The organism is Nocardia brasiliensis (genome assembly GCF_011801125.1).
GTDB classification, from domain to species: Bacteria; Actinomycetota; Actinomycetes; order Mycobacteriales; family Mycobacteriaceae; genus Nocardia; species Nocardia brasiliensis_C.
This window is the reverse complement of record NZ_CP046171.1, coordinates 5,769,336-5,790,000: the sequence shown is the minus strand read 5'-3', so window position 1 is coordinate 5,790,000 and position 20,665 is coordinate 5,769,336. Positions and strand designations below refer to the sequence as shown.

The 20,665-nt window shown below is 68.8% G+C and carries 17 protein-coding genes; 11 read left to right on the top strand and 6 right to left on the bottom strand.

The window, feature by feature from the left end; genetic code table 11:
* Positions 1 to 10 precede the first annotated feature (10 nt).
* From F5X71_RS26285 to gatB, 6 genes are all read left to right on the top strand, one after another.
* Positions 11 to 838, top strand: a complete 828-nt coding sequence (locus tag F5X71_RS26285) for a hypothetical protein (protein WP_167464421.1) — start codon at positions 11 to 13, stop codon at positions 836 to 838.
* Between the two features lie 137 nt (positions 839 to 975).
* Positions 976 to 2,730 (top strand): serine/threonine-protein kinase, encoded by a 1,755-nt coding sequence (locus F5X71_RS26280; protein ID WP_238815477.1) that lies wholly within the window; start codon positions 976 to 978, stop codon positions 2,728 to 2,730.
* Between the two features lie 102 nt (positions 2,731 to 2,832).
* Positions 2,833 to 3,867 (top strand): ATP-dependent 6-phosphofructokinase, encoded by a 1,035-nt coding sequence (locus F5X71_RS26275; protein ID WP_167464419.1) that lies wholly within the window; start codon positions 2,833 to 2,835, stop codon positions 3,865 to 3,867.
* Positions 3,868 to 4,091: 224 nt separating this feature from the next.
* Positions 4,092 to 5,231, top strand: coding sequence for an MAB_1171c family putative transporter (locus F5X71_RS26270; RefSeq protein WP_167464418.1), 1,140 nt, complete (start codon positions 4,092 to 4,094; stop codon positions 5,229 to 5,231).
* Positions 5,232 to 5,271: 40 nt separating this feature from the next.
* Complete coding sequence (locus F5X71_RS26265) at positions 5,272 to 6,654, top strand: alpha/beta hydrolase family protein (RefSeq protein WP_167464417.1); 1,383 nt, start codon at positions 5,272 to 5,274, stop codon at positions 6,652 to 6,654.
* Positions 6,655 to 6,707: 53 nt separating this feature from the next.
* On the top strand, positions 6,708 to 8,213 hold the full coding sequence (gene gatB / locus F5X71_RS26260) for an Asp-tRNA(Asn)/Glu-tRNA(Gln) amidotransferase subunit GatB (protein ID WP_167464416.1): 1,506 nt from the start codon (positions 6,708 to 6,710) through the stop codon (positions 8,211 to 8,213).
* Positions 8,214 to 8,325: 112 nt separating this feature from the next.
* On the opposite strand, the gene F5X71_RS26255 is transcribed toward gatB, so the two are convergent.
* The gene (locus F5X71_RS26255) at positions 8,326 to 9,429 is read right to left on the bottom strand and encodes a PQQ-dependent sugar dehydrogenase (protein WP_167464415.1); all 1,104 of its coding nucleotides are present in this window, start codon (positions 9,427 to 9,429) and stop codon (positions 8,326 to 8,328) included.
* A gap of 177 nt (positions 9,430 to 9,606) precedes the next feature.
* On the opposite strand from F5X71_RS26255, the gene F5X71_RS26250 reads away from it, so the two are divergent.
* The gene (locus tag F5X71_RS26250) at positions 9,607 to 10,458 is read left to right on the top strand and encodes a DoxX family protein (RefSeq protein WP_167464414.1); all 852 of its coding nucleotides are present in this window, start codon (positions 9,607 to 9,609) and stop codon (positions 10,456 to 10,458) included.
* 102 nt (positions 10,459 to 10,560) lie between these two features.
* On the opposite strand, the gene ilvD is transcribed toward F5X71_RS26250, so the two are convergent.
* Together ilvD and F5X71_RS26240 are read right to left on the bottom strand one after the other, a co-directional pair.
* On the bottom strand, positions 10,561 to 12,402 hold the full coding sequence (gene ilvD / locus F5X71_RS26245; RefSeq protein WP_167464413.1) for a dihydroxy-acid dehydratase: 1,842 nt from the start codon (positions 12,400 to 12,402) through the stop codon (positions 10,561 to 10,563).
* Between the two features lie 310 nt (positions 12,403 to 12,712).
* Positions 12,713 to 13,165, bottom strand: coding sequence for a PH domain-containing protein (locus F5X71_RS26240; protein WP_238815476.1), 453 nt, complete (start codon positions 13,163 to 13,165; stop codon positions 12,713 to 12,715).
* A gap of 450 nt (positions 13,166 to 13,615) precedes the next feature.
* On the opposite strand from F5X71_RS26240, the gene F5X71_RS26235 reads away from it, so the two are divergent.
* The 3 genes from F5X71_RS26235 to ilvC all read left to right on the top strand — a co-directional run bounded on the left by F5X71_RS26235 (position 13,616) and on the right by ilvC (position 17,173).
* Entirely contained in the window at positions 13,616 to 15,538 is a 1,923-nt protein-coding gene (locus F5X71_RS26235; RefSeq protein ID WP_167464412.1) for an acetolactate synthase large subunit, read from the top strand.
* Positions 15,539 to 15,605: 67 nt separating this feature from the next.
* A complete protein-coding gene (ilvN, locus tag F5X71_RS26230; RefSeq protein WP_014987182.1) occupies positions 15,606 to 16,109 on the top strand; it encodes an acetolactate synthase small subunit in 504 nt (167 codons plus the stop codon).
* 62 nt (positions 16,110 to 16,171) lie between these two features.
* On the top strand, positions 16,172 to 17,173 hold the full coding sequence (gene ilvC, locus F5X71_RS26225) for a ketol-acid reductoisomerase (protein ID WP_171904443.1): 1,002 nt from the start codon (positions 16,172 to 16,174) through the stop codon (positions 17,171 to 17,173).
* A gap of 60 nt (positions 17,174 to 17,233) precedes the next feature.
* On the opposite strand, the gene F5X71_RS26220 is transcribed toward ilvC, so the two are convergent.
* The 3 genes from F5X71_RS26220 to F5X71_RS26210 form a co-directional block, all read right to left on the bottom strand.
* Positions 17,234 to 17,533 carry a hypothetical protein gene (locus tag F5X71_RS26220; RefSeq protein ID WP_167464411.1) on the bottom strand — a complete coding sequence of 100 codons (300 nt, stop codon included), beginning with the start codon at positions 17,531 to 17,533 and terminating at the stop codon, positions 17,234 to 17,236.
* 286 nt (positions 17,534 to 17,819) lie between these two features.
* Positions 17,820 to 19,040, bottom strand: coding sequence for a cation:proton antiporter (locus tag F5X71_RS26215; RefSeq protein WP_167464410.1), 1,221 nt, complete (start codon positions 19,038 to 19,040; stop codon positions 17,820 to 17,822).
* A gap of 141 nt (positions 19,041 to 19,181) precedes the next feature.
* Positions 19,182 to 19,601 carry a PPOX class F420-dependent oxidoreductase gene (locus F5X71_RS26210; protein WP_167464409.1) on the bottom strand — a complete coding sequence of 140 codons (420 nt, stop codon included), beginning with the start codon at positions 19,599 to 19,601 and terminating at the stop codon, positions 19,182 to 19,184.
* Positions 19,602 to 19,686: 85 nt separating this feature from the next.
* Between F5X71_RS26210 and F5X71_RS26205 the strand changes: the two genes are divergently transcribed.
* The gene (locus F5X71_RS26205) at positions 19,687 to 20,568 is read left to right on the top strand and encodes an AAA family ATPase (protein WP_167464408.1); all 882 of its coding nucleotides are present in this window, start codon (positions 19,687 to 19,689) and stop codon (positions 20,566 to 20,568) included.
* Positions 20,569 to 20,665: the final 97 nt, after the last annotated feature.

The following is a 20,665-nucleotide window of genomic DNA, read 5'->3' as shown; positions in this document are numbered from 1 at the left end:
GGTATTAGCCATGCTCTTGGTGGCCGGGTGCGGCACCGGGGCCGAGCAGTCGGCCTCGGAGGAAACCAGCATCACCGAGGCGGCCTCGCACGCGGACCAGAAGGGTCTGTCGATCATCGTGCCCGGCACCCTGGCGGCCGACGTCGCCGAGTTGCAGGCCGGCGCCCGCGGTCGTCTCGGCATGGCGATCATGCCGGTGGGCGGCGAACAGGTGGTCAGCTTCGGCGACTGGACCAGCGGGCCCGCCTGGTCGACCATGAAGGTGCCCTTGACGATCGCCGCGCTGCGCCGCGATGCCGGCAATTCCAGCTATGCCGCCTCGGCCGCGATCACCGCCTCCGACAACGCCGCCGCCGACACGCTGTGGCAGTCGCTCGGCAGCGGCCAGGACGCCGCGCAGGCCGTGCAGTCGGTGCTGCGGGAGGGCGGTGACACCAAGACCACCGTGCCCGCCAGCCGGGCCCGGTCCGAGCATTCGGCGTTCGGCCAGGCGGAATGGTCACTGGCCGACCAGGTTCGGTTCGCCTCCCGGCTGCCCTGCCTGCCCGCTACCTCGAACGTCATCGCTTTGATGGAGCAGGTCCAGCCCAGCCAGCGCTGGGGACTCGGCGCGTTCTCCGGCGCGGAGTTCAAGGGCGGGTGGGGTCCGGACCCCAAGGGCGCCTACCTCGTCCGGCAGTTCGGCGTGATCTCGGCGCCGTCCGGCCGGGTCGCGGTGGCGTTCGCCGCGCAGGCCGACTCGGGTGCGTTCTCCGACGGCATGACGATCCTGGACAAGCTGGCCACGCTCATCTCCGAGCACATCGACGAGCTGTCCGGCGGCACGTGTCCCGCCTGATCCGGCACGCTCGATCGGGGTAACGGCGGCCACCGGACATCTCGACTTATCGGATGGGGCTCGGACCTACGGTTATAGGCCCGACAGGGCCTACGGTTGTGGTGCGCCGGGTCGCGCGCGTGAGTGGAGGTAACGGGGTGGACGGACCGCGGACGAGGATCGGCACGGTTTTCGGTCCTTACCAGCTGCGCTCCCTGCTGGGCCGCGGGGGCATGGGTGAGGTGTACGAGGCCTACGACACGGTGAAGGACCGGGTGGTGGCGGTCAAGCTGCTGCCGAGCGACCTCGCCGAGGATCCGGTCTTCCAGCAGCGGTTCCGGCGGGAATCGCAGGCGGCCGCGCGCCTGGCCGAACCGCACGTCATCCCGATTCACGACTGGGGCGAGATCGACGGCGTGCTCTACATCGACATGCGCCTGGTGCGCGGGCACGACCTGCGCTCGGTGCTGCGCGGCGAGGGACCGCTCTCGCCCGTCCGCGCGATCGGCATCATCGAGCAGATCGCGGCGGCGCTGGACGCGGCGCACGCCGAGGGTCTGGTGCATCGCGACGTCAAGCCCGCCAACATTCTCGTCACCGCGTCCGAGTTCGCCTATCTCGCCGACTTCGGTATCGCGAGGTCGGCGCAGGATCCCGACATGACCGGCACCGGGGCCGCCGCGATCGGCTCCTACAGCTATATCGCGCCGGAACGTTTCGAGAACGGACCGGTCACCGGAACCGCCGACGTCTATTCACTGGCCTGCGTCCTGTACGAATGCCTCACCGGCACACAGCCTTTCCGGGCCGAATCGATGAGTGTGCTGATCCGGTCGCATCTGTCGATGCCGCCGCCGCGCCCGAGCGCGGCGCGCGCGGGCGTGCCCGTCGCGCTGGACGAGGTGGTGGTGCGTGGCATGGCGAAACAACCCGCCGATCGATACTCGACCGCGGGCGGCTTGGCCTCCGCCGCGCGCTCCGCGCTGACCGGCCGTGCGGTGGTGGCGATCTCGCAGCTGCCCACCGATCGGATGAACCTGCGCGCGCCGAAAGCGCCACCGACGGTGGAGTTCGCGGCACTCGCTCCGGACGAGCCGAACCCGAGTGCGCTACCCACGGACGCGATCGCGCGTCCGCCGGGTGCCCGCGGTCCGGGGGACACCGGCCCGAAGCGACCCGAACCCGCACGCGGTTTCGTCGGCCCGCCGCGCGCGAACCGCACCGACCTGGCGAATCGCACGGACCTGCCGGGCCGCCCGGGTCTGCCGAACCGTACCGATCCGCCGAATCGCACGGACCTGCCGCATCGCGCCGAGCCGTCGAGCCGTACCGATCCGCCGAACCGCACGGACCCGTCGCGGGAACCGCACCGGACGGACTCCGGACGATCACGCCAGGGCACACCGACATCGCGCGCCGACGAGCTCGGCGGCGCCCGAGTCCGCCGCGTCACCCTTGAACCGAACATCGAACAGCGACAAGCGGATTCGACGAACGAGGCGCAGGAGCGCACCGCACCCCGAAAACGTTCCAGGAAGCCCAAAGTGCTCGCCGCCGCCGTGATAGTCGCGCTCGCGCTGCTCGGCGCCTGCGGTTGGCTGCTGCGGGACCAGTTCACCCGCGGCACGGTCGCCCCGACGCTCGCGCCGGTTCCCGCGCACGCCAAGGGTTGTGCGACGAAGTACCCGGCGGTCGGCCGGTTCACCTACTCGGCCATCGGCACCCCCGCCACCACCTGCGAATTCGCCGAGGAGGTCCGGAAGGCCTACGGCGCGGGCCCGGACACCGACGGCACCCGCCAGGTCGCCGCGTTCAGTCCGGCGACCCAGCAGGACTACACGATGGAATGCGTGACGCGCGACGGACTGGTCACCTGTACCGGCGGCGCGAACGCGATCGTCTACATCTACTGATTTCGCGCGGACCCACGGTCAGGCCGGGTTTGCCCGACTCGATACGCAGGGTTTATGGGGGTCGACCTGCCGTGCGTGGCCGAGCGGGGCAAGATAGCGGCCATGCGCATCGGAGTTTTGACCGGAGGCGGCGACTGCCCTGGACTGAACGCTGTCATCCGTGCGGTCGTTCGCACCGCGAACGGCCGCTACGGCGACGCGATCGTCGGCTTCGAGGACGGCTGGCGTGGTCTATTGGAGGATCGCAAGATTCAGATCCACAACGACGATCGCACCGACCGGTTGCTCGCCAAGGGCGGCACCATCCTCGGCACCGCCCGCACCAATCCCGACGTCCTGCGCGCCGGCCTCGGCCGGATCAAGCGCACCCTAGACGACAACGGCATCGACGCGTTGATCCCGATCGGCGGCGAGGGCACGCTCACCGCGGCCAGTTGGTTGTCCGACGAGGGCGTCCCGGTGGTCGGCGTGCCGAAGACCATCGACAACGACATCGACTGCACCGACGTGACTTTCGGCCACGACACCGCGCTCAGCATCGCCAGCGAGGCGATCGACCGGCTGCACACCACCGCGGAATCGCACCAGCGCGTGATGCTGGTCGAGGTGATGGGCAGGCACGCGGGCTGGATCGCGGTCAACGCGGGCATGGCGGCCGGCGCGCACCTGACGCTGGTGCCCGAGGTGCCCTTCGACGTGGACCAGGTGTGCACCATGATCAAGCGCCGGTTCCAGCGCGGCGACAAGCATTTCATCTGCGTGGTCGCCGAAGGTTCGCATCCGGCAGCGGATTCCGGGTTCACGCTGCGCGCGGGCGGGATCGACGAGTTCGGGCACGAACGGTTCACCGGCGTCGCCCAGCAGCTCGGCGCGGAGATCGAACGCCGCATCGGCAAAGAGGTCCGCACCACCGTGCTCGGGCACGTGCAGCGCGGCGGCAGCCCGACGCCCTACGACCGCGTCCTGGCCACCCGCTTCGGCCTGCACGCCGCGGAGGCGGTGCACGCCGGTCAGTTCGGCCAGATGGTTGCCCTGCACGGCAGCGCCATCGAACTCGTCCCCCTCTCCGAGGCAACCAAACAACTCAAGCGCGTCCCCCCCGAGCGCTACCAGGAAGCCGAAGCCTTCTTCGGCTGACCAACCCCACCGATCCGCTGTGCCCTTCGGCGCACAGCGGATCGGCGTCTCCGGCACGGATACCGTGCTCGAGTTTCGCGAACTCCAAAACACCGACCCCGCACTCGATCTCGACTTGGCCGCGGTGGCCGACGCGGTCCGGTACGCGCGGGGGAGACGGTCGGGTAGTCGACTCGGCGGGGGCGGGGCTTATCCTTCTGCGCGAGTAGTCAGGAGGGGAGTCCTTGGCGTCGCCGATTTCGGGGGTCGTGTGGTGGGTGGCGATCGGGTATGTGGGTGCGGTCGCCGCGGCACGGCTGGTGTTCCTGCGCGGCAGCACGGTGGATCGGCTGGTCAATCGGCTGCCGCTGTGCGGTCTCGCGGGCTTGCTGCTCTATCGGTGCGCGCCGACGGTGCACATCTCCGAGGTGACCACGCAGCTCGCGATGGGTTGTGTCGTGCTGCTCGGGATGTATCTCTACGGCCTGGGTCGGTTGTGGGACACCGACGCGGACGCGGCGACGACGTGGCGCAGGCAGCGCGGATACACCGCGGTCGCCGCCGCGTCGACGGTGGTGTTCCTGGTGGCCGGGCCGTGGGCGGGCAGCGTGGGGCGCCTCGCCGACCAGCAGCTCAACTGGGGCGGAATCCTCGTCTGGACAGCGTTCGGGGCGCCGCAACTGGCGACGGCCCTGCTGTTCATCCGGCTGTGCCTGCGTGAACTCCGCAGCGGCACCGCGCGACCGTACACGAAGGCGTTCTGCCTGGTCATGCTGTTCGCCTTCGTGCCGTTCGGCGCCGACCTGCTGGCCGGCGCCGGGGAGATCGCCCTCGGCTGGTCGGTGCGGTATCCCCATATCGTGCGAGGTGAACTGATTTTCTTCGGCACCGCGGTGCTGACCTCGACGCTCATCGCGACCCGGATGCTCGAATACCTGCTGGCCTACCTGGATCTGGATCGGGACGGCCGAATTCTGCGCCGACTGCGCCCGCTGTGGCGCGACTTGACCGCGGCGGTGCCGGAGATCGTGCTCGCGCCCGAGGACGGCCCGCGCTCGGACTCCACCGCGCGCCTGCTGCGCGCCATGGTCGAGATCCGCGATGCGCTGCTGCATCTTTCGCCGTACCTGCCGGTTGTCGAGACCGCGCCGGACACGGTGGGCGATGGCTGCACGATGAGTGACTACGCCCGCCGACTCGCGATGGCGGTCCGCGCGCGGCGGTCGGGTCTCGCACCGCCGAGCACCGGTCAGGTGCCGCCGGAACTGCTCTCCGCGCAGGATTTCGACACCGAACTCGGTCAGGCGCTGGAGCTGGCCCGCGTCTGGCCCGCGGCACGTGCCGCGGTGGTCCGGTCGTCGAGCGCCGCCGAGGTCGTCGAGTAATTCATCGGACTACTCATTCTGCTCTTGTACTGTTGATCTCATGCGCAGTGGGCGAGTTGTCGCGTTGGTCCTGTTCGTCGTCGCGGTGTTGGTGGGGTGTTCGTCGCGATCGGATTCGAACCCGCCCGAACCGACGACCGGTGACTGGCACGGTGCGATCGAGGTACCGGGCCAGCCGGTCGAGGTGGGGGTGACGTTCACCGGAACCGGGACGGCGACCATCGATATCCCGAAGCAGGGGATGACCGCGGTCGAGTTGAAGGACGTGCGCTCCGACCGTAACGAGGTGTCCTGGGCGATCGCAGGCGTGCCGGGCGACCCGAAGTTCCACGGCATCTACGACAAGGGCGCCGATCGGATCAATGGCGACTTCGTCCAGGGCGGACAGACATTCAAGCTTTCGATGCAGCGCGGCAAGATCGCCCCGCTGGATCGCCCGCAGACGCCGCAGCCGCCGTTCCCGTATCGGTCCGAGGACGTCACCTACCGCAACGGCGACATCACCATCGCGGGCACGCTCACCAAACCGGAGGGCGAGCGCAAGTTCCCCGCCGTGCTCATGATCACCGGCAGCGGACCGCAGAACCGTGATGAAGAACTGTTCGGCCACAAGCCTTTCCTGGTGATCGCGGACGCGCTGACCAAGGCGGGTTACGCCGTGCTGCGCACCGACGACCGCGGCATCGGCGGCACGGGCGGCAAGTTGGACGACGCGAACTACGCCGATCTCACCGCCGACGCCGCGGCCGGCGTCGCCTTCCTGCGCGGCCGTTCCGATATCGACCCGGCGCGAGTCGGCCTGTTCGGGCACAGCGAGGGCGGCTATCTCGCGCCGCTGGTCGCCGCGCGCCCGGACAGCGGTGTCGCCTTCGTCATCGCCATGGCCGGACCGGCCGTGAGTGGCGCGGACATACTGACCGAACAGACCAGGCTGATCGGCGCGGCCAACGGGACGCCCGCCGAGGAGCTGGACAAGTCGGTGCGCCAGACCGCCGAGATCTCGGCGCTGTTGCAGGCAGGCGACATCGAGGGCGCGAAGGCCTTGGCGCGCAAGCAGAACGCGGAGTCCCCGCCCGAACAGCGGGCCACCGACGAGCAGATCGACGCGAGCATGACCACCTACTTCGCGTCGCTGATCGCCTACGACCCGGCCCCGGCGCTGCGCGCGCTGCGGATGCCGGTGCTGGCGTTCTACGGCGGCAAGGATCTGCAGGTGCCGCCCGGGCAGAGCGAGGCGCCGATGCGCGCGAACCTCGCGGACAATCCGGACGCGACGGTGCACGTCTTTCCCGGTCTGAACCATCTGATGCAGCCCGCAGGGACCGGAAGTCCGAAGGAATACGTCGAGATCGAGACCAGCGTCGCGCCCGAGGTCCTGACCTACGTGACTGACTGGTTGACCCAGCGCATCCCGCCGAAGTAGTCCGCGTGTGAGCCCCTGCGATCGGGCCGGGGCGCTTACATAGACTGTGGGGCATGAGTGCAGCCACCGCCGACTTGATGGACTATTCGGATGTCATCGCCCGGTTCGAGCCGGTGCTCGGCATGGAGGTCCACGTCGAGCTGTCCACCGCGACCAAGATGTTCTGCGGTTGCCCGACCGAATTCGGCGCCGAGCCGAACACCCAGGTGTGCCCGGTGTGCCTCGGACTGCCCGGCTCGCTGCCGGTGGTGAACGAGAAGGCCGTCGAGTCGGCCATCCGCATCGGGCTCGCGCTGAACTGTTCGATCACGCCATGGGGACGGTTCGCGCGCAAGAACTACTTCTACCCGGATCAGCCGAAGAACTACCAGATCAGCCAGTATGACGAGCCGATCGCCACGAACGGCCACCTCGATGTGGTGCTCGACGACGGCAGCACCTTCCGGGTGGAGATCGAGCGCGCACACATGGAGGAGGACACCGGCAAGTCGACCCACGTCGGCGGTGCCACCGGCCGCATCCACGGCGCCAGCCACTCGCTGCTCGACTACAACCGCGCGGGCGTGCCGCTGATCGAGATCGTCACCAAGCCGATCACCGGCGCGGGGGAGCGGGCGCCCGAGGTGGCGCGCGCCTACGTGACCGCGCTGCGTGAGGTGCTCAAGTCGCTCGACGTGTCCGACGTCAAGATGGAGCAGGGTTCGCTGCGCTGCGATGCCAACGTTTCGCTGATGGCCATCGGCGCAACGGAATTCGGCACCCGCACCGAGACCAAGAACGTCAACTCGCTCAAGAGCGTCGAGGTCGCGGTGCGCTTCGAGATGCGCCGCCAGGCCGCGGTGCTGGCCGGCGGCGGCAGCATCGTGCAGGAGACCAGGCACTTCCACGAGGCCGACGGCACCACCTCGCCGGGCCGGGTCAAGGAGACCGCCGAGGACTACCGCTACTTCCCCGAGCCGGATCTGGAACCCGTCGCGCCCGCGGCGGAATGGGTGGAGCAGCTGCGCGGCACCATTCCCGAGTACCCGTGGCTGCGCCGGGCGCGGATCCAAGCCGACTGGGGTCTGTCGGACGAGGTGATGCGCGATCTGGTGAACGCGGGCGCGCTCGATCTGATCATCGCCACCGTCGACGCGGGCGCCCCGGTCAACGAGGCTCGCTCCTGGTGGGTCGCCTACCTGACCGAAAAGGCCAAGGAGCGCGAGGTTTCGCTGGAGGACCTGCCGATCACCCCCGCCCAGGTCGCCGCGGTGATCAACCTGGTCGAGGCGAAGACGGTGAACAACAAGGTCGCCAAGCAGGTCGTCGACTTCGTGCTGGCGGGCGAGGGTGAGCCGGCGCAGATCGTCGAGGCCAAGGGCCTCGGCATGGTCAGCGACGACAGCGCGCTGCAGGCCGAGGTGGAGAAGGCGCTCGCCGCGAACCCCGACATCGCCGAGAAGATCCGCTCGGGCAAGGTGCAGGCCGCGGGCAAGATCGTCGGCGACGTCATGAAGGCCACCCGCGGGCAGGCCGACGCCGCGCGCGTGCGCGAACTCGTCATCGCCGCGTGCGGCTGAGCCGCATTCGCCGCGTGAGCCGCAGTCGTCGCTGAGCTCGTGCACCACCGAGCTCCATAACAAGTGCAGGGGCCGACTCCGCGGAGTCGGCCCCTGCACTGTTGTCAGCGGGTCAGTCCGGCCCGCCGCCGCCGGCCTGCGGCGGCGGAATGCGTACGACGCGATCGTCATTCGGGCCGGGTTGGCCGTCGGTCTTGTTCACCGTGCCCACCCAGATGGTGCCGTCGGGTCCGACCGCGGCGCCGCCGAGTTGGCCGTACTTGTCCTGCGCCAGCATGGTGGGGGCGGAGGTGACGGCGTGTGTGTTCGAGTCGGCGGCGGCGATGGCCAGCGCCTTGCCCTTGGTCAACGAGATCGCGACACCGTCGGTGGCGGCGGCGCAGCCCGCGACGCCGGGACGGTCGGGCCAGGTCCACGCGGTGGTGACGCTGCCGTCGCTGCCGAGTCGTTGCAGCCGGTCCTCGACGGCGGTGCGGTCGGTGATCCAGACACTGTCCTTGGTGTCGCGGCAGATATCGCCCGCGATCCCGATGCCCGACACCGCGATCTCGGCATTGGCGCCGGGTGCCGGCGAGTTCACCCGCAGCAGCTTGCCCGCGAGCGACGACGGTGAGCTCGCCGCGCCGGGGTTGCCCGCGTCGCCGGTGAGCACCAGCATCTGATCGGGCGTGGCGAACTCGATGGCGCCGTGATTTCCGCTCGGCCCCTTGGGAATTCCGGTCAGGATGTCCTTGGGCGGTCCGCCGCCCTGGGCGATCCGGACCACCCGGTTGTCGCTGGGCGTGGTGATGTAGGCGTAGATCAGCCCGTCCTCGTGGAAGGTGGGGGAGAGCACGAGATCGCTCAGGCCGCCGTCGCCCGAGCCGTCCACGTCCACCTGCGCGTATTCGGTCGGCGGTGTCTCGGGGGCGACCTTGAGGATGCGTCCGGTGCGGCGTTCGGCGACCAGCGCGCCGTCGCCGAGCGCGACCAGGCCGCCGGTGGTGTCCAGGCAGGTGGCGACCACGGCCGGGTCCGGGTCGATGCACGGACCGCTGGGGCGGGTGGTCGAGGTGGGCGGCTGCGACGGCTTCTTCGGGTCGATGTTCGCCCCGTGCAGCGTCGGCTCCGGGGTGAACGGGCTCGACGCCGCATCGTCGAATCGCGCGCACCCGGTCACCAGCGCGGATCCCACCGCCACGGTCACCGCTACGCGACCTATGCCAACCAACCTCATAGCTCAGACGTTACGGAAATCTTCTCGCTCGCGCCCCTCCGCCCCACCTTTGGCGCCGGTATTTCCCGCCGAGACCGGTTCGCGAGGTTTCGAGCGCGGCGCTGTTGCCCGTGACACAGCGTCTCGCACGCCGTGTTCGAGGCCGGTTCCGGGGGAGTGCGGCATAAGGTATTGCCCGTGACCGACAAGTCGAAAGACACTTCCGAATCCTCGGCGGCCCAGGGTTCGACGCCGTCCACGGCCGAACAGTCGGCGGTGTCGTCCACCGGTCGGGGCGTCAGCAGCCCCTTCGATTCGCCGACCGAGCAGTTCCCCAAGTTGACCAAGGACGTGCCCCGCACGGACGACGAACTCGGCCTCGACCCCGGTCCCGACGTGCCGACCGTCGGTGCCGACGGCCAGTCGCAGGACGCCCCGACCTACGCCTACGCGAGCATTCCCCCGGCAGCCAACCCGCCGGGCGACACCGCGCGGCTGCGTCGCCGCAATCGCGAAACCCAGCGCGGCACCCTGGATTTCGGCTTGTTCGTGTTGCGCCTCGTGATCGGCGGCACGTTCATCTATCACGGTTTGCAGAAGCTCACCGGTTGGTTCCACGGTCCCGGCCTGGACGGCACGCGCGACATGATGGCCAACGGCGGCTGGGATCACGCCACCGTCTCGGCCATCCTGGTCACGGTCGGGGAGCTCGGCGGCGGTGTGCTCGTCGTGCTCGGCTTGGCCACTCCGTTCGCCGCGGGCGCGCTGCTCGCCGTCATCCTCGACGCATGGGCCTGGAAGCAGGGCATGGTCCCCGGCCTCCAATACAAGGCGGGCGTGCAGACCGGTGTCGAACTGGAGAGCATCCTCGCGGGCGTGACCGCCGTCCTGATTCTCACCGGCCCCGGCCGCTGGGCGCTGGACCGCAATCGTGGCTGGGCCACCCGTCCGTTCGCCGGTTCGTTCGTGGTGCTGGTCCTGGCCATCGCCGCCGCCGTCGGCGCCTACTGGTACCTGCACGGCGGCAACCCCTTCATCGGGATCGGCTAGCCCACCGCCGCGCGTATTCGGGCCGGAGCCGAGCGCACGCACGGTGCGGAAACGACGACGGTGCCCGCTCTTTCGAGCGGGCGCCGTCGAGGTTCGACCGGCTTACGGCACGTAGCGGACGGCGCCCTTGTCGGCCGAGGTCGCCAGCGCGGCGTAGGCGCGCAGCGCCGTGGTGACCGGCCGGTCGCGGTGCACCGGCTGCCAAGGACGTTCGGCGGCCTCCATTTTCGCGCGGCGCTCGGCGAGCACGGCGTCCTCGACCAGCACCTCGAGTGTGCGGGTGCCGACGTCGATGCGGATCTGATCGCCGTTCTCGATCAGGCCGATGGCGCCGCCGCTGGCCGCCTCGGGGGAGATGTGGCCGATGGACAGGCCGGAGGTACCGCCGGAGAAGCGGCCGTCGGTGATCAGCGCGCACTGCTTGCCCAGCCCCGCGCCCTTGAGGAATGCGGTGGGGTGCAACATCTCCTGCATGCCGGGGCCGCCGGCCGGGCCCTCGTAGCGGACGACGAGCACGTCGCCGGGCTTGATCGTCTTGTTGAGGATCGCCGACACCGCCTCCTCCTGGGATTCCACGACGAGCGCGGGCCCCTGGAAGGTGAACAGTTCCTCGTCGATGCCCGCGGTCTTGAGCACGGCGCCGTCGGGAGCGATGTTGCCGCGCAACACGACCAGGCCGCCCTCCTTGGTGTATGCGTGCTCGATATCGCGGATGCAGCCGCCCTCGGCGTCGGTGTCGAGCGAGGACCAGCGATTCTCGGTGGAGAACGGCTCGGTCGTGCGCACCCCGCCGGGCGCGGCGTGGAACAGCTCGAGCGCTTCGTCGGAAGCCTTGCCGGAGCGGATATCCCAGGTGTCGAGCCACTCGTCGAAACTGCGCGTGTGCACGGTGCTCACCTCGGTTTCGAGCAGCCCGGCGCGGCGCAGTTCGCCGAGGATGGCGGGGATGCCGCCGGCGCGGTGCACGTCTTCCATGTGGTAGTCGGAGTTGGGCGAAACCTTCGACAGGGTCGGCACCCGGCGGCTGGTCTCCTCGATGGTCTGCAGATCGAAGTCGATCTCACCCTCCTGCGCGGCGGCCAGCGTGTGCAGCACCGTGTTGGTGGAGCCGCCCATCGCCACGTCCAGGGCCATCGCGTTGCGGAAAGCCTTGGCGTTGGCCACATTGCGCGGCAGCACCGAGTCGTCGTCGGTGCGGTACCAGCGGTTGGCGATGTCGACGACCACGGTGCCCGCCCGCTCGAACAGCGCGCGGCGCGCGGCGTGGGTGGCCAGCGTGGAACCGTTGCCGGGCAACGCGAGTCCCAGTGCCTCGGTGAGGCAGTTCATCGAGTTCGCGGTGAACATGCCCGAGCACGACCCGCAGGTCGGACAGGCGGAGCGCTCGACCTCGGACAAACCCTCCTCGGACACCGCCTGATTCGCGCTCGCGGAGATCGCGGTGATCAGGTCGGTGGGTGCCTGCGCGACGCCGCCGACGACGACCGCCTTGCCCGCCTCCATCGGCCCGCCGGAGACGAACACCGTCGGAATGTTCAGTCGCATCGCGGCATTCAGCATGCCCGGGGTGATCTTGTCGCAGTTGGAGATGCACACCAGCGCGTCGGCGGTGTGCGCGTTCACCATGTATTCGACGGAGTCGGCGATGATTTCGCGCGACGGCAGCGAGTACAGCATGCCGCCGTGTCCCATCGCGATGCCGTCGTCGACGGCGATGGTGTGGAACTCGCGGGGCACACCGCCCGCGGCCCGTACCGCCTCGGCCACGATCTCGCCGACGTTCTTCAGGTGCACATGGCCGGGGACGAACTGGGTGTACGAGTTCGCGATGGCGACGATCGGCTTGCCGAAGTCGCTGTCGGTCATGCCGGTGGCGCGCCAGAGTGCGCGGGCGCCTGCGGCATTGCGTCCGATGGTGGTGGTGCGTGAACGAAGCGGTGGCATGGTGGGTCCTCGGTCTGGTCGCGGGGGGCTGACGTGCGACGGGCGCGGCGTAGGCCGCGCGGCTGCTCCACGGTACTCCCGCGTGGAGGTGGGCCTGCACGGCCGGTCCGGCGCGGCTCGTGGCCGTCGGCCTGGTCCGATCCAGGTCGGTGCGCGTCGTGGTGTCGCCGCGGGTGGTGGTCGTCGGCGCGAACGGTGTCGGCCGTAGATGCCGGCCGATCGGCTGGCGGGGTGCGCGCCGGGACGGATCCGCCCGACGCGGTGACCGCGTCGCATAGCCGACAACATCGTAACGCCGGCGCTTTGTTCCTTATCGCGAGTTCTTGTCCGCGTCGTTGTCGGCGGTGCCGTTGTTCTCGGTGGTTTCGGCGGTCGCGGTGTCATCGCCGGATGCGGCCGATTCCGCTTCGGTGGTCTCGCCCGACGATTGTTTGGGCACCACGTACGGATCGGGAATCCAGCCGTGCGACGCGGCCGCGAGATCGCGCACCCGGTCATAACTCACCGCCGGTAATTTCACCTCGGTGCCGTCCACCAGATCGGCGCGTACGTATCCACGCTTCGGGATACGCACCCCCTTCAGCTGAGACCAGTCGAGGTGGCGCGAGCCGAAGAGGGTCCGCAGATCGAGCCCGGCGTCGGAGACGGTGGTCTGCGTGCGCTGCACCCAGACGGCCACCGCGACGGGGATGAGCAGCAGCGGCCACAGCCCGGCGGGCCAACCGACGAACATGAAGAACATGCACATCAGAAGGATGAACACGCCTAGGAAGGCCAGGCGTGGGATGCGGATCACAGTGGCGGTCGAGGCGCCACCCGTGTCCGATCCCTCGGTGGCGGTGTGGGACGATTTAGCCGGTGGCACGGACTGATGCGGTGATGACACACCACCATCCTCGCATCCTGGTGAAGGACCCAAGCAGCCGCACTATCCCACATAATGGGACCTGTTTGACTCTTCGGCCAACGCACACATACCGTCATGCGCGTGAACCGAAACGAGTTGCTCGTAATCGGCCGGCGCGTCCAGCGTTGAGCCTGACTACCTGAGTCGAATACGTCAGCTCGCGTTGCGACGCGCCACCCTCGAACAGCCATGCGCTGTCGGGGGCTTTTTTGTGTTCGGACGAATTGTCCGACAGGGCGAGTCGCAAGACACCGCATGTCAGACACAAATCCGGGGTCAGAACGACAAGCAGTTAGGAACAAGACGGTGAGTGCACCTACCGCACGGCCCGGGCCATCGGCCCGCAGGCCGGCGCCTGCGGCAAATCAGCCGGGCGCCGGCAGCTCGACGCAGGCCAACCGCCGCCAGGTCCCGCCAGAGCGGGTCACCGGCGCGCAGTCGGTCGTCCGTTCGCTCGAGGAGCTCGGCGTCGACACGGTATTCGGCATTCCCGGCGGCGCGATTCTCCCGGTCTACGACCCGCTGTTCGACTCGACCAAGGTGCGCCACGTGCTGGTTCGCCACGAGCAGGGCGCCGGTCACGCCGCGACCGGTTACGCGCAGGCCACGGGCAAGGTGGGCGTCTGCATGGCCACCTCGGGGCCCGGCGCGACCAACCTGGTCACCCCGATCGCCGACGCGCAGATGGACTCGGTGCCGATCGTCGCGATCACCGGGCAGGTCGGCCGCGGGCTGATCGGTACCGACGCCTTCCAAGAGGCCGACATCTCCGGCATCACCATGCCGATCACCAAGCACAACTTCCTCATCACCGAGGGCGTGGACATCCCGCGCATCATCGCCGAGGCCTTCTACCTGGCGGCCAGCGGCCGACCGGGCGCGGTGCTCGTCGACATCCCGAAGGACGTGCTGCAGGCGCAGACGACCTTCAGCTGGCCGCCGGAGATGCGTCTGCCCGGCTACCGCCCGGTGACCAAGCCGCACGGCAAGCAGGTGCGCGAGGCCGCGCGGATGATCTTGGAAGCCAAGTCGCCGGTGCTCTACGTCGGTGGCGGCGTGATCAAGGCCGACGCCTCGCCCGAACTGCTGGAACTGGCCGAGCTGACCGGTATCCCCGTGGTCACCACGCTGATGGCGCGCGGCGCGTTCCCGGACAGCCACCGGCTCAACATGGGCATGCCCGGCATGCACGGCACCGTGGGAGCCGTTGCGGCACTGCAACGCTCGGATCTGCTGATCACCCTCGGCGCCCGCTTCGACGACCGGGTCACCGGCAGGCTCGACTCGTTCGCGCCGGACGCCAGGGTGATCCACGCCGACATCGACCCGGCCGAGATCGGCAAGAACCGCCACGCCGACGTCCCGATCGTGGGCGATTGCCGCGAGGTGATCATCGAGCTGATCGAGACGCTGAAGGCCGAGCCGACCGCCACGACGCCGCTGCTCGACCTGACCGACTGGTGGAAGTACCTCGACGGCGTGCGTGACAGCTACCCGCTGGGCTGGAGCGCGCCCAGCGACGGATCGCTGTCGCCCGAGTTCGTCATCGAGGCGCTGGGCCGCCTGGCCGGACCCGAGGCCGTCTACTGTGCCGGCGTCGGCCAGCATCAGATGTGGGCCGCGCAGTTCATCAAGTACGAAAAGCCGCGCACCTGGCTCAATTCCGGCGGTCTCGGCACCATGGGCTACGCCGTCCCGGCCGCCATGGGCGCCAAGATGGGCGCGCCGGAGAAAGAGGTGTGGGCGGTCGACGGTGACGGCTGCTTCCAGATGACCAACCAGGAGTTGGCCACCTGCGCCGTCGAGGGCGTCCCGATCAAGGTCGCGCTGATCAACAACGGCAACCTCGGCATGGTCCGCCAGTGGCAGACGCTGTTCTACGAGGAGCGCTACTCCAACACCGATCTCGGCACGCACACCCTGCGCATCCCCGACTTCGTCAAGCTCGCCGAAGCCCTTGGCTGCCATGGCATCCGGGTCGAGCGCGAGGAGGACGTGGAGGCCGCGATCCGCGAGGCGCAGGCCATCAACGACCGTCCCGTGGTGATCGACTTCATCGTCGGCAAGGACGCGCAGGTGTGGCCGATGGTGGCCGCGGGCACCAGCAACGACGAGATCATGGCCGCGCGTGGCATCCGCCCGCTGTTCGACGAGGACGAGCAGGCCGCCGAACCCGCCGTCATCCACGAGGCGATGTCGCACGAGAAGAGCAAGGGGAGCGAGCAGTGAGCGAGCGAACAATCGGCGCAGCCACGAGCGTGCTCGTGTCGCGGTCGAGTGCGGGCGAGGTGCGGGCATGAGTACGACGCACACGCTGAGCGTGCTGGTCGAGGACAAGCCCGGTGTGCTCGCCCGGGTCGCGGCACTGTTCTCCCGCCGCGGCTTCAACATCGAATCGCTGGCGGTCGGCGGCACCGAGCTGCCGGAGATCTCCCGGATGACCATCGTGGTCACCGTCGAGGACCTGCCGCTCGAGCAGGTCACCAAGCAGCTCAACAAGCTGGTCAACGTCATCAAGATCGTCGAGCAGGACTCCGACACCTCGGTGGCCCGCGAGCTGATCTTGGTGAAGGTGCGTGCGGACGCCAGCGTGCGGACCCAGGTGATCGAGGCGGTTACGCTCTTCCGGGCGAAAGTGATCGACGTCTCGCCCGACGCGCTCACCGTCGAGGCGACCGGTACCCGGTCCAAGCTCGACGCGTTGCTGCGCATGCTGGAGCCCTACGGCATCCGGGAGATCGTGCAGTCCGGCGTGGTCGCCGTCGGCCGCGGGCCGAAGTCGATCACGGCGACGCGCTAGCGCTCGCAAACTTCAGACCTATACAGAAAAATCCAGAAGGGAACCAACCAGTGGCAGTCGAGATGTTCTACGACGACGACGCCGACCTGTCGATCATCCAGGGCCGCAAGGTCGCTGTCATCGGCTACGGCAGCCAGGGCCACGCGCACTCGCTGAGCCTGCGCGACTCCGGTGTCGAGGTCCGCGTCGGCCTCGCGGAGGGTTCGAAGTCGCGGCCCAAGGCCGAAGAGGCGGGCCTGACCGTCGGTACCCCGGCCGAGGTCTCGGCGTGGGCCGACGTGATCATGGTGCTGGCCCCCGACACCGCGCAGGCGTCGATCTTCACCAACGACATCGAGCCCAACCTGAAGGACGGCGACGCGCTGTTCTTCGGCCACGGCCTCAACATCCACTTCGGCCTGATCAAGGCGCCGGAGTTCATCACCGTCGCGATGGTCGCGCCCAAGGGCCCCGGCCACCTGGTGCGCCGTCAGTTCGTCGACGGCAAGGGTGTGCCCGCGCTGATCGCCGTCGATCAGGACCCGAAGGGTGAGGGTCAGGCGCTGGCCCTGTCCTACGCGAAGGCGATCGGTGGCGCGCGCGCCGGCGTCATCAAGACCACCTTCAAGGAAGAGACCGAGACCGACCTGTTCGGCGAGCAGGCCGTGCTCTGCGGTGGCACCGAGGAACTGGTCAAGACCGGTTTCGAGGTCATGGTCGAAGCCGGTTATGCGCCGGAGATGGCCTACTTCGAGGTGCTGCACGAGCTCAAGCTCATCGTCGACCTGATGTACGAGGGTGGCATCGCCCGGATGAACTACTCGGTGTCCGACACCGCCGAGTTCGGTGGCTACCTGTCGGGCCCGCGGGTCATCGACGCCGACACCAAGAAGCGGATGCAGGACATCCTCAAGGACATCCAGGACGGCACCTTCGTCAAGCGCCTCGTCGCGAACGTCGAGGGCGGCAACAAGGAGCTCGAGGGTCTGCGTAAGCAGAACGCCGAGCACCCGATCGAGGTCACCGGCGCCAAGCTGCGCGGCCTGATGAGCTGGGTCGATCGCCCGATCACCGAAACCGCGTAGGTTTCCCCGCGTTCAGTGGCCCGGCACCCGAATGGTGCCGGGCCACCGCCGTTTTCGAGGCTAGCTGCTGCCGAACAGGCCGTGCGGGCGGTTGTGCCGGAACTGCCAGAACGGGTCGTCGTGCCTGCCGCGGTCGAACGGGCCGTTGTTGCAGCGCCAGTTCTTGAACGGGCCGAAGTCGCAGTTGTTGTGGTGGTGGTGCGGCCGGTGCCGGACCTCGGTGACGCCCGGCGCGGCGACGTTCGGCTCCGCCGAGGCGGGAATCGCCATGGCGGTCAGCGGAACCGCGACGATCGCACCGGCGACTGCCGCCCTGGCCAGCAGGCGCCGCGACGGCGTGGACTTGGTGGTGGAGAACAACGTGGATCCTTTCACTCGGCGGCGAACTGTGCGTCCGCCATCCCCCGGCTGCGGTCCGTCCACGGCACGCGGTGGTCGCTGCCACGCACGGCGCGAACAGGCCGGGATCGACTGTGTCGCCGCTGCTTCGCGAGGCGCCCCAGGCATACCGGCGCAGCACCGACTGCACGGTCTCACTCTCGCGCATGCGGGGCCTCGCGTCACGGGGGTTATCCCCATACCGGAGAATTTCAGTCGTTGGTAGTAGGGGTTAACCCCCATACACGTCCGGACGCCGCGCGGCGGGTCACTCGGGCCCGGCTGCTATTCCCTTGTCACGCCGCCGCTTACCGAGATGCTCGGCGACCAGCGGTGCCCCGATGCCGTGCAGCACGACGCTGCCCACGACCACCACCAGGGTCACGCCGATCACCAGGAACGCGTCGTCGTCCTGGCGTAATCCGTTGAACGCCAGCAGCGCGAACACGATCGATGCCACACCGCGCGGCCCGAGCAAGCCGAGCATGAGTCGTTCTCGCATGGTGAACGGCGAACCGAGCAGCGCGAGCGCGACCGGCACCAGGCGCACCACCGTCAGCGCGAGCAACCCGTACCCGATGACCTGCCAGCTGAGCCACGACAGCGTGGCCGCCGCCATGTTGCCGACGATGAACCACATGGCCAGGCCGGAGAATTCGGCGACGTCGTCGGTCGATTGCAGTGGCGTGCCGGGCAGTCCGTGCCGGGTCGTGCTGTAGGCGATGCCCGCGAGGAACGCGGCGACGAATCCGTTGCCGCCGAGCCAGATCGCGACGCTGTAGGTCAGCACCGGAAGTGCGATGGTCCCGACCCGCACGGCGCGCGCGTCGGTCCAGCGCCTGCGTGCGGCGAAGGTCATGCAGTATCCGGCCGACGTCCCGAGGGAGACTCCGATGACGATCGACTTCAGCACCGCGGGCACCGCTTGCCCGAGGGCGTGCAGCGCCTGATCGGAGTCCGCGCTGGCCTCCGCGGCCGTCAGCGCGAACAGGAAGACCGGCGCGACCAGCCCGTCGTTGAACCCGCTCTCCACGGTGAGCGCGTGCCGAACCCGTTCTGGCACACGCAGATCCCGCACGATCGCCTGCGCGGGCACCAGGTCCATCGGGATCACGATGCAGGCGATCAGCAGCAGCACGGTCCACGAAACATCGGGCAGCAGTGCGAATCCCAGCAGATACGCGGCGCCGAGGCTCAGCGGGAAGGCGATGAGCAGCAAGCGGAACACACCGGTGTGGCGCCGCCCGGTCAGTCCGTCGCGCACCTCGGTCGCGCCGAGGAACAGGAACAGCGCCAAGATGAATTCGACGATCCGCTGCGCGGCGTCGGTGTTGATCGCCTCGGACAGCCGGTGGTCACTGCTCCAGCTGACCACCGCGCCGACCGTCACCATCGCCAGCGGCGCGGTCACCTTCCAGCGCGCCATCGTCCTGGACAGGCACGACCAGATCAGGATGACCGCCATCGTCGCGGCGATCGCAATGAACATGAGTCTCCCGATTCAGCCCATGAGCGGTTTCGGCCGCCGGGCACCCGCCCGCCCGTCGGCAGCAAACGTCGAGCTTACTCGGGACGCGGCGGTTCCCTGCGGCCCGAATCGGGGATTGGTGGCCGACGGCACCCCGCCGGGTCACCCGACGTTGCGCGAGCCTCCGTCGGGGTCGGCCGGGTCGAGGTGCCAGCTCTTGATCCGCCGGGGGTGGATGCGAATGATGTCGGTGGAGAACCACTCGGGCGCGATCGGCGCGACATCGACCGTCAGCGTTTCCGCGACACCCCGGATCTCGATGCCCCGGCCCCAGCCCGGTTTGACCGCACCCGGCTCGTCCGGTGTCATGTCGTCGATCAGCAGACTGACCCGCGGGTTCCCGAGAACGTTCTTATACCGTTGCGTCGCAGCATGGTTCGGACCACTGATATCGATGGTGTCGTCCGGGTTGAGCCGGAACGCCAGCGCGCTGACCTGCGGAGCGCCCTTGGCGGAGACGGTGGCGAGGCGGGCGAGTCGCTGGCCGGCGAGGTAGGTGCGTTCGACGTCGGTGAAAATCATGGCTCGACCGTAGAACCTCGAGTGCGGTTCAGTTCAAGCCGTCGCGTGACGCCCCTGGTAGTCGGGCGTTCTAGACTGGCTACCGATGAGTAAGTTCTTTGGCTCCGTCGACGAGGTCACGCAGCGGCTCACCGAGGCCGGATATCTTCCGTCCCTCGATATCGCCACCGCGGTCTTCCTCGCCGGGCATCTCGGTAAGCCGCTCCTGATCGAGGGGCCCGCGGGCGTCGGCAAGACCGAACTCGCCAAGGCCGTCGCCACCGCCGCGGCCGCCGACCTCATCCGTCTGCAGTGCTACGAGGGCATCGACGAGGCCCGTGCCCTCTACGAGTGGAACCACGCCAAACAGCTGCTCCGCATCACCTCCGAGCGCGAGGACTGGGACCACACCCGCGACCACGTCTTCACCGACGAGTTCCTGCTCGCCCGGCCCCTGCTCGCCGCCATCCGCAACCCGAACCCCACCGTGCTGCTCATCGACGAGCTCGACAAAGCCGATGTCGAACTGGAGGGGCTGCTGCTCGAGGTGCTCGGCGACTATCAGGTCAGCATCCCCGAACTCGGCACCGTCACCGCCGTGCGCGCGCCGTTCGTCCTCGTCATCTCCAACGCCAACCGCGACCTGTCCGACGCCTTGAAACGCCGCTGCCTCTACCTCCACATCGACTACCCGACAGCCGAATTGGAGCGGGCGATCGTGCGGATGAAGGTACCCGAGCTGGACGAAGCCCTCGGCGAACCCGTGGTGCGCACCGTCGGCGCGCTCCGCGAACTCTCACTGCGCAAGGCCCCATCCGTCGCCGAAACCATCGACTGGGCAAGGACTCTCGTCGCGCTGGGCGCTCGCACCGTGAGCGGCAGCGTGATCCGATCGACGCTGGGCGTGTTGTTGAAATACCAAGCGGACCATCGGATCGCCGACGAGAAGCTGGGATTGTCCGAGCCGGACGAGGGTCGGTCGAGATGAGGGGCCGCTCGACGCGGTCTGGTGGGGTGCGCACGCCTCGGTGTTCTTTCGCGCGACCGTCAGCTGTTCGAGAGGGGTGCGAGGAAGAAGGCTCGCG

Excerpts from the sequence above, each read along its gene's own strand:
- F5X71_RS26215 (WP_167464410.1), bottom strand. The coding sequence starts at position 19,040 with ATGTTCATTGCGATCGCCGCGACGATGGCGGTCATCCTGATCTGGTCG.
- ilvC (WP_171904443.1), top strand. The coding sequence starts at position 16,172 with ATGTTCTACGACGACGACGCCGACCTGTCGATCATCCAGGGCCGCAAG.
- F5X71_RS26255 (WP_167464415.1), bottom strand. The coding sequence starts at position 9,429 with ATGAGGTTGGTTGGCATAGGTCGCGTAGCGGTGACCGTGGCGGTGGGA.
- gatB (WP_167464416.1), top strand. The coding sequence starts at position 6,708 with ATGAGTGCAGCCACCGCCGACTTGATGGACTATTCGGATGTCATCGCC.
- F5X71_RS26210 (WP_167464409.1), bottom strand. The coding sequence starts at position 19,601 with ATGATTTTCACCGACGTCGAACGCACCTACCTCGCCGGCCAGCGACTC.
- F5X71_RS26275 (WP_167464419.1), top strand. The coding sequence starts at position 2,833 with ATGCGCATCGGAGTTTTGACCGGAGGCGGCGACTGCCCTGGACTGAAC.
- F5X71_RS26265 (WP_167464417.1), top strand. The coding sequence starts at position 5,272 with ATGCGCAGTGGGCGAGTTGTCGCGTTGGTCCTGTTCGTCGTCGCGGTG.
- F5X71_RS26285 (WP_167464421.1), top strand. The coding sequence starts at position 11 with ATGCTCTTGGTGGCCGGGTGCGGCACCGGGGCCGAGCAGTCGGCCTCG.
- ilvD (WP_167464413.1), bottom strand. The coding sequence starts at position 12,402 with ATGCCACCGCTTCGTTCACGCACCACCACCATCGGACGCAATGCCGCA.
- ilvN (WP_014987182.1), top strand. The coding sequence starts at position 15,606 with ATGAGTACGACGCACACGCTGAGCGTGCTGGTCGAGGACAAGCCCGGT.
- F5X71_RS26205 (WP_167464408.1), top strand. The coding sequence starts at position 19,687 with ATGAGTAAGTTCTTTGGCTCCGTCGACGAGGTCACGCAGCGGCTCACC.